The organism is Rhodoblastus acidophilus (genome assembly GCF_900187365.1).
In the GTDB taxonomy this organism is placed as follows: Bacteria; Pseudomonadota; Alphaproteobacteria; order Rhizobiales; family Beijerinckiaceae; genus Rhodoblastus; species Rhodoblastus acidophilus.
Map to the genome: position 1 here is coordinate 43,532 of NZ_FYDG01000008.1, position 17,161 is coordinate 60,692.

Annotated in this window: 15 protein-coding genes; 6 read left to right on the plus strand and 9 right to left on the minus strand. The window is 69.0% G+C overall.

The annotated features are described in order from the left end of the window. Positions 1-69: 69 nt before the first annotated feature. The 4 genes from CFB24_RS14925 to CFB24_RS14940 all read right to left on the minus strand — a co-directional run bounded on the left by CFB24_RS14925 (position 70) and on the right by CFB24_RS14940 (position 4,661). Positions 70-516: a DUF2852 domain-containing protein gene (locus CFB24_RS14925; protein WP_244593201.1), complete on the minus strand. Its 447-nt coding sequence runs from the start codon at positions 514-516 to the stop codon at positions 70-72. 127 nt (positions 517-643) lie between these two features. Then, entirely contained in the window at positions 644-1,306 is a 663-nt protein-coding gene (locus tag CFB24_RS14930) for a TetR/AcrR family transcriptional regulator (RefSeq protein ID WP_088521436.1), read from the minus strand. Positions 1,307-1,713: 407 nt separating this feature from the next. Further along, complete coding sequence (locus tag CFB24_RS14935) at positions 1,714-2,730, minus strand: crotonase/enoyl-CoA hydratase family protein (protein WP_158255222.1); 1,017 nt, start codon at positions 2,728-2,730, stop codon at positions 1,714-1,716. 308 nt (positions 2,731-3,038) lie between these two features. Continuing rightward, positions 3,039-4,661 carry a RecQ family ATP-dependent DNA helicase gene (locus CFB24_RS14940; protein WP_088521438.1) on the minus strand — a complete coding sequence of 541 codons (1,623 nt, stop codon included), beginning with the start codon at positions 4,659-4,661 and terminating at the stop codon, positions 3,039-3,041. A gap of 196 nt (positions 4,662-4,857) precedes the next feature. Here CFB24_RS14940 and CFB24_RS14945 point away from each other — a divergent pair, with 196 nt between their 5' ends. Together CFB24_RS14945 and CFB24_RS14950 are read left to right on the plus strand one after the other, a co-directional pair. Further along, positions 4,858-5,247: a c-type cytochrome gene (locus CFB24_RS14945; RefSeq protein WP_088521439.1), complete on the plus strand. Its 390-nt coding sequence runs from the start codon at positions 4,858-4,860 to the stop codon at positions 5,245-5,247. Between the two features lie 84 nt (positions 5,248-5,331). Then, complete coding sequence (locus tag CFB24_RS14950) at positions 5,332-5,829, plus strand: GNAT family N-acetyltransferase (protein WP_088521440.1); 498 nt, start codon at positions 5,332-5,334, stop codon at positions 5,827-5,829. Here the strand turns inward: CFB24_RS14950 and CFB24_RS14955 are convergent. The 5 genes from CFB24_RS14955 to CFB24_RS14975 form a co-directional block, all read right to left on the minus strand. Further along, a complete protein-coding gene (locus CFB24_RS14955; RefSeq protein WP_088521441.1) occupies positions 5,826-7,406 on the minus strand; it encodes a DUF1963 domain-containing protein in 1,581 nt (526 codons plus the stop codon). The two genes, CFB24_RS14950 and CFB24_RS14955, sit on opposite strands and share 4 nt — an antisense overlap. A gap of 67 nt (positions 7,407-7,473) precedes the next feature. Then, entirely contained in the window at positions 7,474-9,561 is a 2,088-nt protein-coding gene (locus tag CFB24_RS14960) for a hypothetical protein (protein WP_088521442.1), read from the minus strand. Continuing rightward, complete coding sequence (locus CFB24_RS14965) at positions 9,558-12,263, minus strand: DUF4159 domain-containing protein (RefSeq protein ID WP_088521443.1); 2,706 nt, start codon at positions 12,261-12,263, stop codon at positions 9,558-9,560. The genes CFB24_RS14960 and CFB24_RS14965 overlap by 4 nt, the downstream gene beginning before the upstream one ends. Continuing rightward, positions 12,260-13,168, minus strand: coding sequence for a DUF58 domain-containing protein (locus tag CFB24_RS14970; protein ID WP_088521444.1), 909 nt, complete (start codon positions 13,166-13,168; stop codon positions 12,260-12,262). Before CFB24_RS14970 ends, CFB24_RS14965 begins: the two co-directional genes overlap by 4 nt. Beyond that, the gene (locus tag CFB24_RS14975) at positions 13,168-14,166 is read right to left on the minus strand and encodes an AAA family ATPase (protein ID WP_088521445.1); all 999 of its coding nucleotides are present in this window, start codon (positions 14,164-14,166) and stop codon (positions 13,168-13,170) included. Before CFB24_RS14975 ends, CFB24_RS14970 begins: the two co-directional genes overlap by 1 nt. 93 nt (positions 14,167-14,259) lie before the next feature. Here CFB24_RS14975 and CFB24_RS14980 point away from each other — a divergent pair, with 93 nt between their 5' ends. The 4 genes from CFB24_RS14980 (at position 14,260) to CFB24_RS14995 (ending at position 17,074) form a co-directional block, all read left to right on the plus strand. After that, on the plus strand, positions 14,260-14,829 hold the full coding sequence (locus CFB24_RS14980) for a DUF1285 domain-containing protein (RefSeq protein ID WP_088521446.1): 570 nt from the start codon (positions 14,260-14,262) through the stop codon (positions 14,827-14,829). Next, positions 14,829-15,470, plus strand: coding sequence for a CoA pyrophosphatase (locus CFB24_RS14985; RefSeq protein WP_088521447.1), 642 nt, complete (start codon positions 14,829-14,831; stop codon positions 15,468-15,470). The genes CFB24_RS14980 and CFB24_RS14985 overlap by 1 nt, the downstream gene beginning before the upstream one ends. Positions 15,471-15,563: 93 nt before the next feature. Beyond that, positions 15,564-15,821: a DUF6111 family protein gene (locus CFB24_RS14990; protein WP_088521448.1), complete on the plus strand. Its 258-nt coding sequence runs from the start codon at positions 15,564-15,566 to the stop codon at positions 15,819-15,821. Continuing rightward, positions 15,818-17,074: a CCA tRNA nucleotidyltransferase gene (locus CFB24_RS14995; RefSeq protein WP_088521449.1), complete on the plus strand. Its 1,257-nt coding sequence runs from the start codon at positions 15,818-15,820 to the stop codon at positions 17,072-17,074. Before CFB24_RS14990 ends, CFB24_RS14995 begins: the two co-directional genes overlap by 4 nt. Positions 17,075-17,161: the final 87 nt, after the last annotated feature.

Here is a 17,161-nt window from a genome sequence, read left to right on the forward strand (position 1 = left end):
ACATACGCGCAATAGACGCGCCCTCCGGCTGGGGAGGGCGCGCCAAAAGCGTGCGATGGCGACGTAACGTCAGCCCTGGTTCTGGTCCGGCTTGCCGCGGCTGGCCATGAACCGCTCGAAGTCTTCGCGGTCCTTGGCGCGGCGCAGGCCGTCGAGATAATCCTCAAACGCCTTTTCCGCCTCGAAGATCTTGCGGCGCTCCTCGGCGAGCCGCTCGAGTTCGGCCTTGCGCCAATCGTCGAAGGCGGCGTTGCCGGAGGAGCGGGGCCATTCGGAGAAACCGCGCGCCATGCCGCGCAGGCCTGCGCGCTGTTCGAATTCGCCCCATTTCTCCTGAGCGAACGCGCCGAAATCGCCGGAATACTGCGATTTCGCCTGCCAGATCTTCCAGAACAGAATGGCGAGGCCGATCGGGAAAAACCAGACGAAGCCGAGGATCATCGCCACGACTTCGATCGGCTTCCAGCGCATCCGTCCGCAAGGACCGCGATGCTCGGCATGGGTGTGACAGCTCATGTTCAGGCTCCATCGCCGGCCCCAGCGGTCCCGGAGACCCGTCGGGCGACGGGCGACGACCCAAGCGGCGGCGTGGATGTAATATGAATTTACATGTCAGCGGTTTCCAGAGGCGCGCGCGAATATTTCAGCTGGCGGGCAGCACCGGCTTGACGCCGAGCGCGGCGCGGATGGCGCCCTCGACCAGCGCGTCCACCCCCGCGCGCAACGTCTCGCGCGCCGCCTCGGGCCGGTCGGAGAAATGGCCCGCGAGCATCAGTTCGGCGACGCCGTGGCTCAAGGCCCAGATTTGCGCCGCCAACCGTTGCGCGTCCCGCTCGGGCGCATGAAAGAAACGCAGCGCCGCGACGCTGGCGCGCGCCAGCTCGTCGAAGGCCGCCAGGGCCTGGAGGTTTTCGGCCGAGCGCGGCGGCAGGCCCGTCTCGCCGAACATGGCGCGGTACAGGCCGGGCTCGCTGCGCGCGAAGGCCAGATAAGCCTCGCCGCGCCGGCGCAGCGCGGCGACCGGATCGGGCTTGCCGCCATCCCAGGCGCGGGCGAGTTCGGCGTTGAAATGGGCGAAGCCGTCCTGCGCCAGCGCTGCCACCACGGCGTCGCGATCGGCGAAATGGCGATAGGGCGCAGCGCCGGTGACGCCCACGCGCTTGGCCGCCTCGGCCAAAGTGAACCCCGCCAGCCCGCGCTCGGAGATCAGGGCGCGCGCGGCGGCCAGCAGCGCCTCCCGCAAGCGTCCGTGGTGGTAGGACCGCCGTCCCGCGCCGCGCCATCCGCACCCCTGCGCTTCGGCCATGACGCCACCACCTCGCCTTAATCCCGTCGCATTCCGACCGCTGTCATCGCGCATTTTCCCGGCGGCGGCAAATGCTGAGCTTTTGATCACATTTCGCAGTCATGCCCGGAAATAGAGCGGTTCTGCCCAGATTTTGGGGTTTAAGTTTCCCCTTAGGAAACATACTTTTCTAAAGGAAACGCAATATTAAGTTTAGCGTTGTTAACCGCTCGGTGCGAGTGGTTTCGCCGAACAGGTGGAGTGAAAAGCATGGTCACTGCTCTCAAGGTTGAAATCGTGTCGATCTGCGCCGCCTTCGCCTTTATGTCCGGCGTGCTCGCCGCGGTGTGGTGAGAAGCGGTTTCGACGCAACATGGCTGCGCGCTCGCAAGAGCGCGCCGGCCCCTTGACGTCCTTTCGGGCGACGCTCACCCGAAACGCTGGCTGGACGTCTGGCCGAACAGGCGGTCCTGGGCCAGGGCCAGCATCTCCATCTTGCGCAGGTTGATCGGCGCCAGCGACATGACCGAATCCACCCAGATATCGGTGACATCGCGCAATTCCTGCAGCGTCAGCGGCGCGACCCGCCGCCGCACCTGCCCCATGGCGACCAGCAGTTTTTGACGCTTGGCCTGGTCGGCGACATAGGCCTGCGTCCGCGCACGCCCCTCCCCCGGCTCGGTCAGAATGTCGATCAGCCCCATGTCGAAAAAATCCTCGGATTTATACATGCGGCCGCTGAGCATCAGTTTTTCGGCCCGGGCGCCATCGAGACGGCGCGCCAGCAGGCTATAGGCGCCCATGCCGGGAAAGGTGTGGAACAGCGCCTCGGGAAAGCCGAGATTGATCCCGCGCTCGGCGATGATGACCTGGCAGCTGAGCGCCGCCTCGAGCCCGCCGCCCAGCGCATCGCCCTGCAGCAGCGCCACCGTGACCACCGGCGCGTCGAAGCCGTGGTAATTGTTGTAGATGGCGTCGCAGCAGGCATAAGCGTAGGCGCGCAGCGAGTCCTCGTCGCGGGCGCGCACGCGATCGAGGAAATAGCTGAGGTCGCCGCCCATGTTGAACACGCGGGGCCGCAGCGACGACCCGATGAAAAACTTGACGGCGGTCTCGCCGGCCCGCGCCTCGGCGCGCAGGTCCTCCGCCACCGCGTTCATCTCGCGCAGCATGGGCAGGGTCCAGCTCACCGAATTTTCATGCCGCATGGCGCACCAGACCGCGCCATGGCGCGCGTCGAAGCTGAGATCGAGCGTCGCCCGCGGCCGGCTGAGCCAGGCCAGCGGCGCCGCGCCGTGCGGCTGCGCGCCCCCTTGCGGCGACGCCGATTCTTGCCGCGCCGTCAGATCCTGCCGCGCCGCGCGCTGACCCGACAACAGCGGAGCCGCCGCGCCGACGATCGGTGTCGCGGTGGGAAGCGATGAGAAATTGACCATTCTCGTCATTGCCGCACGCTCCTCAATCGGCGCCCGAATCGCGGCGCCTGCCGATGCGTTGTCTGTTGAGTGTCGAACGCAACCCGACGCCGGATGGGGACGATGTTGCGTCATCACGTAACTGTATAGCGGCAGCTTAAGCGTTCAATTCCGTTTTGAATGTTACATTTCCAACGTCAATCGCGATTTCGCGGAAATGCTTTACAATATCTTCTGGTCAAGTTTTAGGTAGACTGAAATTTGTTGGCGATTCAATGCGTCCTGGAGGACACGCCAAGGTTGCATATTTACAGGTTTTCGCTGGCGCGCGTGCAAACTCAATCGCCCTCGCGCGCCGCGCGCAGCAGAGTCGCGCCGTGACGCGCCAGCAATCCGGTCTCGTCGCCGGCGCGCGTCAGCAAATCCTCCAGGCTTTCCGGGGGGGTGGCCGCGAGCCGCGTCAGCGCCGTCTCGCCGATCAGCCGCGCCGGCGCCACGCCGAGCTTGCGGGCGAGCGCCCGCCGCGCTTCGCGCAGGCGGCGCAACCGGAGCGCCTCGACCACCGTCAAGGCGGCGCTTTCCGACTCGACGCCCGCTTGCGCGGCCGCCATCGCGTCGCCGGGGCCGCCGCCCGCAGCGTCGGGCTCCGGCGCAGCGGTCAAGCGCGCGACGGCGCGCGCCGTCAGCCGCCGCGCGGCCAAACGCGCCGCATCCGGCGTGGCGCGCAAGACGCGGAAAGCGGTTCCCAGCGCGCCGCGCCGACAATTGTCGCAGCGCCCGCAGGGCGGGCAGGTTTCGCCGAGCGGCGCCAGCAGCGCCTGCTCGCGGCAGCCGGTCGTCGCGACATAGCGCGTCAGCGCCTCGACGCGCGCGCCCGAGGCGGCGTCGATCCGGCCCACTTCGTCGCGCGCGTCGCGCAGCGCCGCCAACCGGCGCGGATCGAACAGCGTGATCGCCTCGGCGGGCCGCCCGTCGCGACCGGCGCGGCCGGTTTCCTGGTAGAGCGTCTCCACATGGTCCGGCAGCCCGGCGTGAATGATGTAGCGCACGTCCGGCTTATCGACGCCCAGCCCGAAAGCGATGGTGGCGACCATCACCATGTCCGACCGACGGAGAAATTCGTCCTGCCGCGCCTCGCGCAGCGGCGCCGGCAATCCCGCATGATAGGCGGCGGCGGGCAGGCCGGCCTCGGCCAGGGTCGCGGCCACGGCTTCGGTCTGGCGCCGCGTCGCGCAATAAACCACGCCGCACTGTCCCCGCCGCGCCGCGACCAGCCGGGCGATGCGGCCGGCGGGATCGCCGGCGCAGGCCTCGACCGACAGGGCGATGGCCGCGCGACGGAACGAGCCGAGAATGAGTCTTGGCGCCCGCCCGCCGAACAGTTTTTGGGCGATCTCGGCGCGGGTGCGCGGCGACGCCGTGGCCGTGGCGGCGATGATCTGCGGGCGGTCCAGGGCCTCGGCCGCCTCGGCCAGACGGCCATAGTCCGGGCGGAAATCGTGGCCCCATTCCGAGATGCAATGGGCTTCGTCCACCGCCAGCATGCGCACGCCGGCATCCTGCAGCGGCGCGCGGGCCTCGGGGTCGCCGAGCCGCTCCGGCGAGACATAGAGCAGGCGCAGCGCGCCGTCGCGCAACGCCTTGCGGCAGGCTTTCGCCTCGGCGGCGTCCTGATCCATGTGCAGCGCGCCGGCCGGCAGCCCGCGCGCGCGCAATTTCGCCACCTGGTCGCGCATCAGGGCGATCAGCGGCGAGGCCACGACGCACAGGCCGGGGCGGGTCAAAGCCGGATATTGATAGACAAGGCTCTTGCCGCCGCCGGTCGGCCACAGCACGAAGACGTCCTCGCCGTTCAGCGCCGCGCCGACGGCCTGCCGCTGCAACGGCTTGAAATCGTCGAAGCCGAAGATCTCCTTCAGAGCGCCCCGCTCGCGGTCGAGATCGATCGTCGCCTCCGCCATTGCGCCCCGCGTTCTCGCCCTGCCAAAATACCTAACCAACTTGCCCGATTTTTAGGCCAAATGCCGCGAAAGTACAGGGCGCCAAAGCCAAGGCCGAGATTGTCAGCGAGGCCGTCTGGTTCTATTTAGACGTTGCGCTGGAGATTCCAGGCGGGCCACTCTACGGTCGTGTCCCGGAGATAGGAAGGAAACACGGATGAAACTCATTCACGCTTTGTCGGCCGCGGCCGTTCTCGCTTTCGCCTCGTCCTCGGCTTTCGCCGCCGGCGACCCGGACGCGGGGCAGAAGGTGTTCCTGAAGTGCGCCGCCTGCCACAAGATCGGCCCCGGGGCCAAGAACGGCGTCGGCCCGTCGCTGAACGGCGTCGCCAACCGCAAGGCTGGCCAGGCTGAAGGCTTCGCCTATTCGGACGCCAACAAGAATTCCGGCCTCACCTGGGACGAAGCCACGTTCAAGGAATACATCACCGCGCCGCAGAAGAAGGTGCCCGGCACCAAGATGACCTTCCCCGGACTGCCGAACGAAGCCGACCGCGACAACATCTGGGCCTATCTGTCCCAGTTCAAGGCCGACGGCTCCAAGTAAGCGCTTCGCCTTGCGTTTTCACGCCGGTCGTCCTCGCGGACGGCCGGCGTTGTTTTTTGCGCCGGATCAGGTAAACCCGCGTCCATGACCGAACTGTCGCTCGCCTTCGCCCCGCAGACGCCCGCCGATCTGGCCGCCATCCAGAAACTGGAGGAGCGCGCTTTCGGACCCGGCCGGTTCGCCAAGACCGCCTATCGCCTGCGCGAAGGGGTTTCCCCCGACCTGTCGCTGTCCACCATCGCCCGAATCGGCGGCATGCTGGTGGGCGCCTGTACCCTGACCCGAATCGCCGTCGGCGGCGCCCCCGTGCTGCTGCTCGGCCCGCTGACGGTTGAAGAACCGTTTCGCGCGCGCGGCGTCGGCGAGGCGCTGGCGCAGCGGTCGCTGGAAGCCGCCAAGGCCGCCGGCCATGCGCTGGTGTTGCTGGTCGGCGATCCCCCGTTCTACGAGCGTCTCGGCTTTGTCCGCGCCGGCTTCGGCCAATTCGTCTTCCCCGGGCCGGTCGATCCCGGCCGCATCCTGTTCTACGAGCTGGAGCCGGACGCCAAGGCGCGCTGTCGCGGCCTCGTCACTTCCGGCTAATCCACGATCTGCGAGCGCAGGCGGGTGAAATCGCCCTGCGCCAGGAAGGCGTCGTCGATGGTCGCCGTCAGCGCGCCCTCATTGCCGAATCGCCATTTCAACAATGGGCTGGAGACGAATTCGACCAGCACGGTCTGATTGGCGGGATTGAAGCCTGGCAGGATGCGCGCGGGCTGGCGCCCCATGCCGGTGGCTTCAAGCGCCGCCATTTCGCGCCAGCGCGCTTCGAAATAGCCGCGCTGCGCCTCCGGCAAGGCGTCGGCTTGGGCGCACCAGGCGTGCTTCGCCCAATCCTCGCGCAGCGACTCGTAATCGTGAACGAACAGGCTGGCCTCCGGCCGGTGCTCCGTCAACGGCGCGCGCGTCGCCCGGATCGTCTCGGCGCCGGGGCCGCGCTCGGGATCGGCGCCGCGCTCGACGTGGAGAAGCTCCACCGCGCGCAGGCGCTGCATCAACTCGGCCGCGACCTCGTCCGAAAAGGCCTCCTTATCCGAACGGCCGCGCGCCTCCTCCGCCACGGTCTTGACCTGCGCGGCGGCCGCGTCGAGCGCCGCCACCGACGCCTTCCAGGCTTCGATCAGCTTCGGCAAATCCTCCGCCTTACGCTGCATTTCGCCGAGCATCGCCTGGGTCATGCCGCCCAGCTCGATCTGCTTGCGGGCGCTGGCGAGCTGCTTTTCCACGTCGGGCAGCGCGGCCTTGATCAGCACGCGGCGCCGCGCCATGGCGGCGAGGGCGAGATCGCCCAGCGCCAGAAACGACGCCCAGTCGAACGGACGGTGCTCCGGGCTGGCGAGATCGAAAGCGGGCCGGTTGGGGCCTGACCGCAGCGACTCGACGACGCTGTTCGCGCGCGGATCGTCGCCATCGGGCGCCGCCGTCACAATGTCGAGCGGCCAGCGCGGAAAGGCGTCGATGCGGCGGGGACCATCGGCGCCCCCGCCCTGCGGCCATGCGCAGCAGGCGCCGGGCGCCGGGGACGGCCGGACTGCGCCGCGCTCGGCGAAATGCAGGGCGCGCAGCTCGCGGCCGTCATGCGGGTCGACGAAGAACGCCAGCCAGCCCTTGCGCGGCCCCAGCCCGTTCCACAAGTTTTCCGGCAAATCCGCGCAGCAGATTTGGGCGAGGAACAAGCCGCGCCGTCCGGCGAATTTCGGCCAGGGCATGGCCGGCGGCATTTCCGGCGCGCCGCCGAACCAGCTGCGCGCGTCTTCGTCGCGGCGGATCGGCGCCTGCGGAATCAGGCGAACGGCGAGGCTTTCGCAGGCGACGAGCTCCTCCGCGCCGTCCGCGATGGCGGCCTCCGCCGGCGGCTCGGCGCCGGCAGGCTGCGGCTGCTTGCGGCGTTCGACCTTGACCGGCCGCGAAGCGATGCGGCGTTCGCCGCGCGGCGGCGCCACCGCCTGCTCAAGCCGCGCCGCCGGCGCGAAACAGCGGGGATCGAGGTCGGATTCCGCCCGAGGGGCCGGCGCGGCCTCGGCCTTTTCGCGCGCCAGATTGCGCAGGGCCAGCCCCAGCAGCGCGAACAGCGCCAGAAAGGCCAGATTGCCGACGGCCATTGCATAATCGCCGAACATGAGGAGAAGCTCGATTGACCAAACTTTCTCCAAGGTTAACCGCCTTCCGTTAAGGAAAGATGGGCGATCAACGCATCCGGCCGCGACGTCCCTCCCAAGCCCAGGCGCCGACCACCAGCCCGAGCAGGACCAGCAGGCCCGCCAGCCCCACCGCCAGCGGGGTCAGCGACAGGCCGCGCGCGACACTGGCGCCGGCGCGGCGAATGGCGGCGAAATCGGCGCCGGCATAGGACGGGCTGTCGCCCAAGGCGACCAGACGCGGCAGCTTGACCGCGTCGGTCCCCGCCTGTCCGATGCGCCAGACGCCGCCGCCGGTCGCCTCGGCCAGCGGACGCAGCTTTTCGGGCGTCGACGCCAGCTCGCGATATTCCAGCGGATTTTCCGGGCCGACCGGAACCAGCGCGGTCAGATCGCCCTGGCTCAGACGGTAAAGGCCCAGCTCGGGCCGGGCGATCCGGCCCCGGAACAGGCCGGGCTCGGCGGCGTCCAAAGTCAGGTCGCTCTCCTGGCCAGACGGCGCGACGACGTGAACCGGCCCGGCCTGCGCGGCCAGGGTCTGGCGCTCGACCATGAGGTCGCCGCCCTTCATCGCCCCGCGTAAAACTTCTTCTTCGAGGTCCGGCTCTTTCATCAGCCAATGCGCCATACGCCGCATCAGCTCCTCATAGGGGCCGCCGCCCTGAAAGCCGCGCGCCCACAGCCACAACTGGTCGCTTAACAGCAGCGCGACGCGGCCTTTGCCCTCGCGCGACAACACCAGCAAAGGCGAGTCCCCGGCGCCGTTCAGCAGCGCGGAGCCGCGCAAGACTTCGGAACGCTCCTGGCGGAACCATTCGCTCCAGGCCGGCGGTTTTTGCGCGGCGCCGGGCAGGCCGCGCGTCACCGGATGGCGGCCGCCGACCTCGGACAAAGCCGGGCGGAACGGCGCCTCGACGATTTCGCCGGTGGGCCGCGCCGGGGTCAGCCGTCCGATCGGGGTGTAGAACAGCCCGTCGCCGCGCGCGAAATTCGGGCCGGCGACGATGGCGAAGGCGCCGCCGCGGCGCACGTAATTGACGATATTGTCGAAATAGATCGGCGGCAGCAGACCCATATTGGAATATCGGTCGAACAGGATCAGGTCGAACTCGTTGATCTTCTGCCCAAAAAGCTCGGCGGTGGGAAAAGCGATCAGCGCCAACTCGCGCACCGGCGTGCCGTCGATCTTCTCCGGCGGGCGCAGAATGGTGAAATGCACCAGATCGACATTGGCGTCGGCCTTGAGCAGGTTGCGCCAGGCGCGCTCGCCGGGGTTGGGTTCGCCCGACACCAGCAGCACTTTTAGATGATCGCGCACGCCCTCGACCGAAGCCACCGCCCTGTTGTTGATTTCCGTGAGTTCTCCGGGCAGCGCCTCCGCCTCAAACTCCATCACATTGGCGCCGCCATGTTCGAGCTTGACGGGAACCTTGACCTCGCGGCCCGGCTTGGCCAGCACCCGCGTCGCGATCACGCCGTCGCGCTTGACCGTCACCTCCACTGGCGCGTCCGGCCCGTTGTTCTCCTCGACCTTGAGCGTGAACACGACATCCTTGCCGATCAGCCCGTAGCGCGGCGCCTCGACCAGCGCGATGCGGCGGTCGCGCTCGCCGTCATGGCCGGAGATCAGCGCATGCAGGGGCGCCTTGCCGTGGGTCCAGCCGGATTTCTGGGGAATGTCGTGGACGATGCCGTCGGTGATCATGAACACGCCGGCCAACCGCTCGGCCGGGAGATCGGCGAGGCCGTTGTCGAGCGCGGCGAACAGGCGGGTGCCGTCGGCCTCCGGCCCGTCGCCCGCCTCAATGGTCTTGACGTCGACGCCGCCCAGCTTGTCCAAGGCGGCCAGCAGCGCCTTGCGCGCGTTTTCGGTCTGCGCGGCGCGGTTCTCGAACTTTTGCGAGCCGGAGCGATCCACCACCACCGCCACCACGTCGCGCAGCGGCTCGCGCGTTTCCTCCACCAGAGACGGCCCCGACAAAGCGGCGAGCAAGGCCGCGAAAGCCAGCCCGCGCAAAGCCACGCCGCGCCGGCGCCGCCAGACCAGCGCGCCGATCAGCGCCAGCGCCGCCAGCGCCAGCAGGGCCAACGCCCAGAGCGGAACCAGCGGGGCGAACGACAGGCCGTACTGGCTCATTGCCCCAACCTTTCCAGCAATTCCGGCACATGGACCTGATCGGCCTTGTAATTGCCGGTCAGCGTGTACATCACGATATTCACCCCGCCGCGCAGGGCGAGTTCATGCGCGCGGATCGCGTCGGAACCAGCCGGATAGAGCGCCTCGCCCCATTGGTCGCTGGCCCAGCCCGCCGCCAGATCGGTCGAGGCGACAATCAAAGGCGACACGCCGTCTCCGGCGCGCGCCGGGGCCTTTTCGCCCCCCGAATCCGCCGGCAGCGCCTCGATATAGGTCGGGCCGTTCTCCACCCGCCCCGGCAATCCCTCCAACAGGTAGAAGGTGCGGAAGATCACGTGGTTTTTCGGCGCGGCCGCCAGCGGCGGCGGATCGAGCTTTTGCAGGAAGATTTTCAGCCAGTCCTGCGCGGGCGTGGCCTCGCCGCCATATGGCTGCGCGGCATCGCGGGTGTCGAACAGCATCAGGCCGCCCTGCTTCATATAGGCGGCGATCTTTTGCGCGATCTGCGCGCTCGGCTGCGGCGCGTCGGGCGACACCGGCCAGTAGATCATCGGATAAAACGCCAGTTCGTCGCGGGCGGGATCGACGCCGCGCGGCGCGCCGGGATTGAACGAAGTGCGTTGCGACAGCGTGTCCGACAGCGACTTCAGCCCCTGCGCGCTGATGCGGTCGGCGTGGCTGTCGCCGGTGACGACATAGGCCAGCGAGGTCGTCAGCGCCGGCTGATAAAATCTGTCTTGCGCCTGGGCGGGCGGCGGCGCCAGCACGAACAGCAGCGCCAGCGCCGCCGGCGCCACTCGCCGACGCCAGGATTCGCCCAGCCAGAAAGCCGCGAAAGCGTCGGCCAGCGCCAGCAGCGCGGCGGCGAGCAGCAGCGGCCCGCGCAGATCGACCGCGCGCGGCGCGGCGAGATTTTGCGGCCGCAGGTTCAAACCGGAGACGTCGAGCGGCGTGAAGGCGCCGTCCGCGAAGGCGTTGAGCGCGCGCGGCGCCTCAGCGGCGCCGTAATAGCCGGGCGGGTGTTCGGAATCGGGCTTGGCCTCGCCTTTGGCGGGCAGCGCGCGCGCTTCCGCCGCCGGCGGGCCGAGCACGCCGAACCCGTCGAGATTTTGCAGCGCGGGCAATTGCCCTTCGCCCTGGATCGCGGCGACCGGGCCGACCGAACCGGCGCGATCGAGGATTTTCTTCAGCATGTCCACGAACAGGCCGGACAGCGGCAGGTTCGACCACGAGGTTTCCGCAGCGATATGGAACAGGACCAGCGTTCCCGCGCCGCGCGCCTCCGCCGTCGCCAGCGGCGTGCCGTCGACAAGCCGCGCCCAGGTTTTTTGCGGCAGTCCCGGCTCCGGTTCGGCCAGGATCTGCCGGGAGACATTGGCGTCGGCGGGCGGCGTGAGGCCAGCGAACGGGCTGTTTTCGTCGAAAGGCGCCAGGGTTTTGGGGCGCTCCCACGACAGCGCGCCGCCGAGCGTGCGGCCGCCGCGCCGCAGCTTGACCGGCAGCAGGTCGTCCGGGGCGGCGGCGAGATGCGGCCCGGCGAAGCGCACCAAAGTCCCGCCCGCTTCGAGAAATTTCTTCAACTTTTCGCGCGCGTCCGGCGAGAGAACCATGTCCGCGAGCACGAGCACGTCGGCGCCTTCGCCGATCAGCCGGCCGATCGGGTCGGACTCGCCGGGCTTTTCTTCGCGCAGGTCGGCATAGGGCGCGAGCGCCTTGCGCAGATAATAGAGCGGCGACAGCAGCGGCTGGTCGGCCTTCGCCCCGCCGACGAGGCCGACCCGGCGGCGGCGCGCGCCGGAATCGAGCAGGAACACGCCGCCAGCCGAGGCCTCGCCCACCAGCGCGAGCCGGGCGACATCGTTGCGCAATTGCAGCGGCAGCGTCAGCCGCGCGACGGCATGGTCGTCGCCGCCGAAGCTGAAGGCGGCGTCGCCCAGCGCGGCGCCATGGGCGTCGAAGGCGCGCGCCACGCCGTCCGGCGCGCCGTTCGGCGCCCTGATGACGCCAATTTCGAGAGATTCCGAGCCGTTGCGGGCGCTGGTGAGGGCGCGCGGCGGCCGTTCGCCGGTCAACAGCGCGGCGCCCGGCGCCAGCGCCGCCAGCTTTTCGGCGAAGGCGCGGCCGTCCTGATCCTGCATCCCGTCGCTCAGCCAGACGGCGTCGCCGCCATTCTGGCGCAAAAAGGTTTCAACCGCCGGCAGGGCGGGCGCGCGCGCCGGCAGCCAGGGGCGCGGGGCCAAGGCCCGCAGCCGCGCCAGCGCCGCGCCCGGATCTTCCATGTTTATGAACGGTTTTTCGGCGAGGCCGAGCACGGCGGCGGGGCGGTTTTCGCGCGCCGCATCCTCCAGCAGCTTGACGGCTGCCGCCTGCCGCGCGGAAAAATCCGGGGCCGCCGTCCAGAAATTGTCGATCAGCAGCAGCAGCGGCCCCTTGCTCGCGGCGGCGCCGGCCGGAACCAGCGTCGGCCCCGCCATGGCCAGCACGATCAGCGCCGCCAGCGCGATGCGCAGCAGCAGCAGCCACAGCGGCGTGCGCGCCGGCGTGGCGTCGTCGCGGCGTTCGCCGAGGATCAGCCGCAGCGGCGGAAACGCCACCCGACGCGGCGGCGGCGGCGTCACCCGCAGCAGGAAATACAGCGCCGGCGTCCCGGCCAGCGCAAGCAGGATCCACGGCGAGGAAAAGGCCAGCGACAGCAGATTCATCGCCCCTCCCCCAGCCCCTGGCGCAGGCGCAGCAGCGCCTCGGTCGCGGGACGGTCGGTGGCGTGCAGGGCGAAGGTGAAGCCGCGCGCCCGCGCCGAGTCCATCAGCGCCGCGCGATGGGCCGCGAGTTTTTGCGCGTAGATTTCGGCAAAATCCTCGGCGCGGCCGGCGCGCAGCTTGGCGCCGTCCTCGTCGAAAAATTCGGTCTGCCCGACAAAGGGAAAGTTTTCTTCCACCGGATCGAACAGCATCAGCGCGCAGCCTTGCGCCCCCTGCGCCGATAAACGCGCGAGGGTCGCGTCGAATTCGGCGGGATCGACCAGGAAATCGCCGATCAACGCCACTTTTTCGCGCGGCCGCGTCCGGGCCGGCGGCGGCAGATCGGGAAAGGAATCGTTCCTGCGACGCGCCTCGGTCAGAACGGCGAGGGCGAGGCGCTCGATCACGTCGGCGGCGGAAAACAGCGGCGTCATCCCCAAAAATCCCGCGCGCTCGCCGCCGCGCACGCAGGCGTCGGCCAGGGCCAGCGCCAGAACCAGGGCGCGATCCGCCTTGGTGTCCTCGGCCAGCGCCGAGCGGAAATTCATCGAGGGCGACAAATCGGCCCAAACCCAGAGGACCTGCGCCGCCTCCCATTCGCGCTCGCGCACATAAAGCCGGTCATCGCGGCCGGAGCGGCGCCAATCGACGTTCTGCGCCGTCTCGCCGGAGATGAACGGGCGGAACTGCCAGAAATTCTCGCCCATGCCGGCGCGGCGGCGCCCGTGCAGGCCCGCGGCGACGGAGGCCGCCGCATGGCGCGCCGACAAAGTGAGGCCGGGCAAACGCCGCGCCAGATCGACGGCGGCGTGGCTTTTGGCGGCGTCGGGCCGAATCGATTCCTTGGGCTGAAACCCCGCCCCCATCAGGCGAATCTTTGCAGCAGGCGCTGAATCGCCGCCGGCACGGTGTCGCCATCGGCGCGGGCGGCGTAATTGAGCGCCATGCGATGCTTCAGCACCGGCGCGGCCAGCGCCAGCACGTCGGCCTTGCTCGGCGCCAGACGCCCCCGCAGCAGCGCGCGGGCGCGACAGGCCAGCATCAGCGCCTGCGAGGCGCGCGGACCCGGCCCCCAGGCGATGGCGCGCGTCAATTCCTCGGATGCTTTTCCGGGGCGGGCGGCGCGCACGATGTCGAGAATGCAGTCGACCACGGATTCGCCGACCGGCATCAGCCGCACCAGCTCCTGAATCGCCATCAGGCCGTTGGAATCGAGCACGGACCGGGTTTCCCTGCGCGCGGCGCCGGTGGTTTCGATCAGGATGCGCTTTTCGGCGGCGCGGTCGGGATAATCCACGTCGATCTGCAGCAGGAAGCGGTCGAGCTGGGCCTCGGGCAGCGGATAGGTGCCTTCCTGCTCCAGCGGGTTCTGCGTGGCCAAGACGTGAAAGGGGCGCGGCAGGTCGAACCGCTCGCCGGCGATGCTGACGTGATATTCCTGCATCGCCTGCAACAGCGCCGACTGGGTGCGCGGGCTGGCGCGGTTGATCTCGTCGGCCATCAGCAATTGCGCGAAGATCGGCCCCTTGATGAAGCGGAAGGCGCGCTTGCCGCCCGCCCCCTCCTCCAGCACTTCGGAGCCGAGAATATCGCTCGGCATCAGGTCGGGCGTGAACTGCACGCGCGCGGCGTCGAGGCCCAGCACCCTGCCGAGCGTATCGACCAGCCGCGTCTTGGCGAGGCCCGGCGCGCCGACGAACAGGGCGTGGCCGCCGGAGAGAATCGCGCACAGCGCCTCCTCCACCACGTCGTCCTGGCCGAAGATTTGTTCGGCGACGGCCTCTCGGACCTGGCTGAGTTTCTCCAGCGCGCTCTGCGCCTTCTGCTCCATCTGGCTGGCGGTGAGGCCGGCTGCGAGATTCATGCGGAATGGCTCCTCGGGCTGGTGATTGTCGCGACCGAACCAACAATATAGGTTCGGCAGGCTTTGCAAGGAAGCCTTTGGAGCGGTTTCGAAATGGAAGGTCCCCTGCGCGGCCTCAATCAGGTGCGGTTCGCCGAGCGCGGGCCGGCGCCGGTGCATCTGTGGAACCCGCCGTATTGCGGCGAGATCGACATGCGCATCGCCCGCGACGGAACCTGGTTCTACAACGGCTCTCCGATCGGCCGGCCGGCGCTGGTCAAGCTGTTTTCCTCGATTTTGCGTAAGGATCCCGACCGCTACGTGCTGGTCACGCCGGTTGAACGGGTCGGAATCACGGTGGAGGACGCGCCCTTTCTCGGCGTCGAATTTTCGCGCGACGGCGAAGGCGAGGGGCAAGTTCTCAAGCTGCGCACCAATGTCGACGACTGGGTGGAGATTTCTGAGGATAACCCGCTGCGGTTCGAGCCGGGCGAGCGCGAAGGCCTCAAACCCTATGTGCGCGTGCGCGGCGACCTCTGGGCTTTGGTCAAGCGCGCCTTGTTCTACGATCTCGCCGCCTGGGGGCTGAAGCGCGAGATCGGCGGCGAGGATTTTTTTGGCGTGTGGTCGGCGGGCGCGTTCTTTCCGATGGCCCCGATGCGCGACCTGCCGGACTTCGCCTGATGTTCTCCCCCCAAGACTTTTTGGCGCGCGCCCGCGAAAACCTGCGCGAAGACTGGCCGGAGGCCGCCTTCGATCCACAAAGCCGCCTCCGGCACGGCGATCACCAGCTCAACGCGCCGCTCACCGAGGCGGAGACGCGCGTTTTCGCCCCGGCGCGGCCCGCCGCCGTGCTGGCGCCGGTGGTGCTGCGCGACGACCGGGCGTTTTTGCTGCTGACCCGGCGCGCCGCCGCTTTGCGCGACCATTCCGGCCAGATCGCCTTTCCCGGCGGCAAGATCGAGGCGGGGGAATCGCCGCTGGCCGCCGCCCTGCGCGAGGCGGAGGAGGAAATCGGTCTTGCGCGCGAGAAAATTGAGATACTGGGCTGCCTCGACCCCTACCAGACCTCGACCGGCTTCCGCGTTTTTCCGGTGCTCGGGGTGATCCGGCCGCCGCTCGACCTCACGCCGGACCGGCGCGAAGTGGACGACGTGTTCGAGACGCCGCTGGAGTTCCTGATGAACCCGGCCAATCACCAGCGCCACGAGAAGCTGTGGCAGGGCCAGGCGCGCCGATTCTACGCCATGCCTTATCAGGAGCGCTATATTTGGGGCGCGACCGCCGGCATGATCCGCAATCTCTACGAACGTCTCTACACGTGAGGCCCAACGCCATGCTCAAAATTCTGTGTTTCCTGACCGCCGCCGCGCCGCCTGGCGCCGGCCATATTTTCCGCAAGTGACGAGCGAGGTCGGATGACGCGCGCAATATTGGAGTCGATCGGCCTGTTTCTGACGCCTTTCGTCTGTTACGCCGCCTTCCTGATGTTCCGCGCGCGGCATCCGCTGATCGCGGCGTCGTGGTCGCGCGGCGCCTTGTCGTGGCTGACGCTGGCCGGGCTCGCCTTGGCCATGGCCGGCCTCGCCAGCCTCGCCCTGTTCGGCCCGGAGCAAGGCGCCTACACCCCGGCGCATGTGGAAAACGGCCGGCTGCTGCCGGGGCGTTTCCAATGAGCGACGCCGAAAAGCTCGCGCCATTGCTGGCGCGGCCCGGCGTGCGCCGCGTGTTCGCCGCGCTCGACCGCGACGGCGAGGAATTGCGCATTGTCGGCGGCGCCGTGCGCAACGCCCTGCTCGGCGAACCCGTGGGCGACATCGACCTCGCCTCGACGGCGCCGCCCGACGTCAACGCGCGCCGGGCGCAAAAGGCCGGCCTCAAGGTCGCGCCCACCGGCGTCGAGCATGGCACGATCACGGTGATCGTCGAGGGCGTTCCGTTCGAAGTCACCACTTTGCGCGAGGATGTCGAAACCGACGGGCGCCGCGCCAAGGTGCGGTTCGGCCGCGATTTCGCCATGGACGCGCAACGCCGCGATTTCACCCTCAATGCGCTGTCGCTCGACTGGCGCGGCCTGCTGCACGATCCCGTCGGCGGCCGCGCCGATCTGGAAGCCCGCCGGGTGCGCTTCATCGGCGCGCCGCGCCGGCGCATCGCCGAGGATTTTTTGCGCATCCTGCGGTTTTTTCGGTTTTCCGCCTGCTACGGGGCGGGTCTCGACCCCGACGGGTTCGACGCCTGCGTCGCCCTGCGCGACGGACTCGACACGCTTTCACGAGAGCGACTCGGCGCCGAGACATTGAAGCTGCTGGCGGCGCCGCGGGCGGGTTTCATCGCCGAGCGCATGGCGCAGGCCGGGCTGCTCGGCTATCTCGGCGTCGCCCCCTGGCCGGCGCGGCTGAAAAACCTGCGGCCGCAGGGCCAGCGCGGCGACGGCCTGCTGAGTCTGGCGGCGCTGGCGCTGCACAGCGCGCGCGACGCCGAAACGCTGTCGCGCGCGCTGCGGCTGTCCAATGCGCAAAAACAGCGGCTGGCCGGCGCCGCGCGCGCCGCCGCCTTCTGGCATGGCGCGACCGCCGCGCCGTCCGCCGCGTCGCTGCGCGAGGCTTTGTTCCATCTGGGGCCGCACAGCGCGCGCGACGGGCTCGACCTCGTGCGCGCCGAAATCGGCGCCGCCGCGACCGAATCGGGCTTCGCCCAGGCGCAGGTTTTCCTGCGCGACACGCCGCCGCCGCGCCCGCCCTTCCGCGCCTCCGACATTTGCGCGCGCGGGATTCCCAAGGGGCCGGAGCTCGGCGCGGCGCTGAAGACCCTGCAAGCTTTGTGGATTCGCGCGGGATTTCCCAGCGACCCGCAAAAGGTAACCCAATTGATCGAACAGGCCTGCGCGGCGACGCCGGATTCCAACTGGACGCGTCCTGCGACGTAACGCATGATCCGCGGTCGGAACGATGGCTTTTTGTCGAATTTTCGGAAAATAAGAGTCGAGATCGCGGCGTATTGTCGTCATAACGCA

Excerpts from the sequence above, each read along its gene's own strand:
- CFB24_RS14925 (WP_244593201.1), bottom strand. The coding sequence starts at position 516 with ATGAGCTGTCACACCCATGCCGAGCATCGCGGTCCTTGCGGACGGATG.
- CFB24_RS14930 (WP_088521436.1), bottom strand. The coding sequence starts at position 1,306 with ATGGCCGAAGCGCAGGGGTGCGGATGGCGCGGCGCGGGACGGCGGTCC.
- CFB24_RS14935 (WP_158255222.1), bottom strand. The coding sequence starts at position 2,730 with ATGACGAGAATGGTCAATTTCTCATCGCTTCCCACCGCGACACCGATC.
- CFB24_RS14940 (WP_088521438.1), bottom strand. The coding sequence starts at position 4,661 with ATGGCGGAGGCGACGATCGATCTCGACCGCGAGCGGGGCGCTCTGAAG.
- CFB24_RS14945 (WP_088521439.1), top strand. The coding sequence starts at position 4,858 with ATGAAACTCATTCACGCTTTGTCGGCCGCGGCCGTTCTCGCTTTCGCC.
- CFB24_RS14950 (WP_088521440.1), top strand. The coding sequence starts at position 5,332 with ATGACCGAACTGTCGCTCGCCTTCGCCCCGCAGACGCCCGCCGATCTG.
- CFB24_RS14955 (WP_088521441.1), bottom strand. The coding sequence starts at position 7,406 with ATGTTCGGCGATTATGCAATGGCCGTCGGCAATCTGGCCTTTCTGGCG.
- CFB24_RS14960 (WP_088521442.1), bottom strand. The coding sequence starts at position 9,561 with ATGAGCCAGTACGGCCTGTCGTTCGCCCCGCTGGTTCCGCTCTGGGCG.
- CFB24_RS14965 (WP_088521443.1), bottom strand. The coding sequence starts at position 12,263 with ATGAATCTGCTGTCGCTGGCCTTTTCCTCGCCGTGGATCCTGCTTGCG.
- CFB24_RS14970 (WP_088521444.1), bottom strand. The coding sequence starts at position 13,168 with ATGGGGGCGGGGTTTCAGCCCAAGGAATCGATTCGGCCCGACGCCGCC.
- CFB24_RS14975 (WP_088521445.1), bottom strand. The coding sequence starts at position 14,166 with ATGAATCTCGCAGCCGGCCTCACCGCCAGCCAGATGGAGCAGAAGGCG.
- CFB24_RS14980 (WP_088521446.1), top strand. The coding sequence starts at position 14,260 with ATGGAAGGTCCCCTGCGCGGCCTCAATCAGGTGCGGTTCGCCGAGCGC.
- CFB24_RS14985 (WP_088521447.1), top strand. The coding sequence starts at position 14,829 with ATGTTCTCCCCCCAAGACTTTTTGGCGCGCGCCCGCGAAAACCTGCGC.
- CFB24_RS14990 (WP_088521448.1), top strand. The coding sequence starts at position 15,564 with ATGACGCGCGCAATATTGGAGTCGATCGGCCTGTTTCTGACGCCTTTC.
- CFB24_RS14995 (WP_088521449.1), top strand. The coding sequence starts at position 15,818 with ATGAGCGACGCCGAAAAGCTCGCGCCATTGCTGGCGCGGCCCGGCGTG.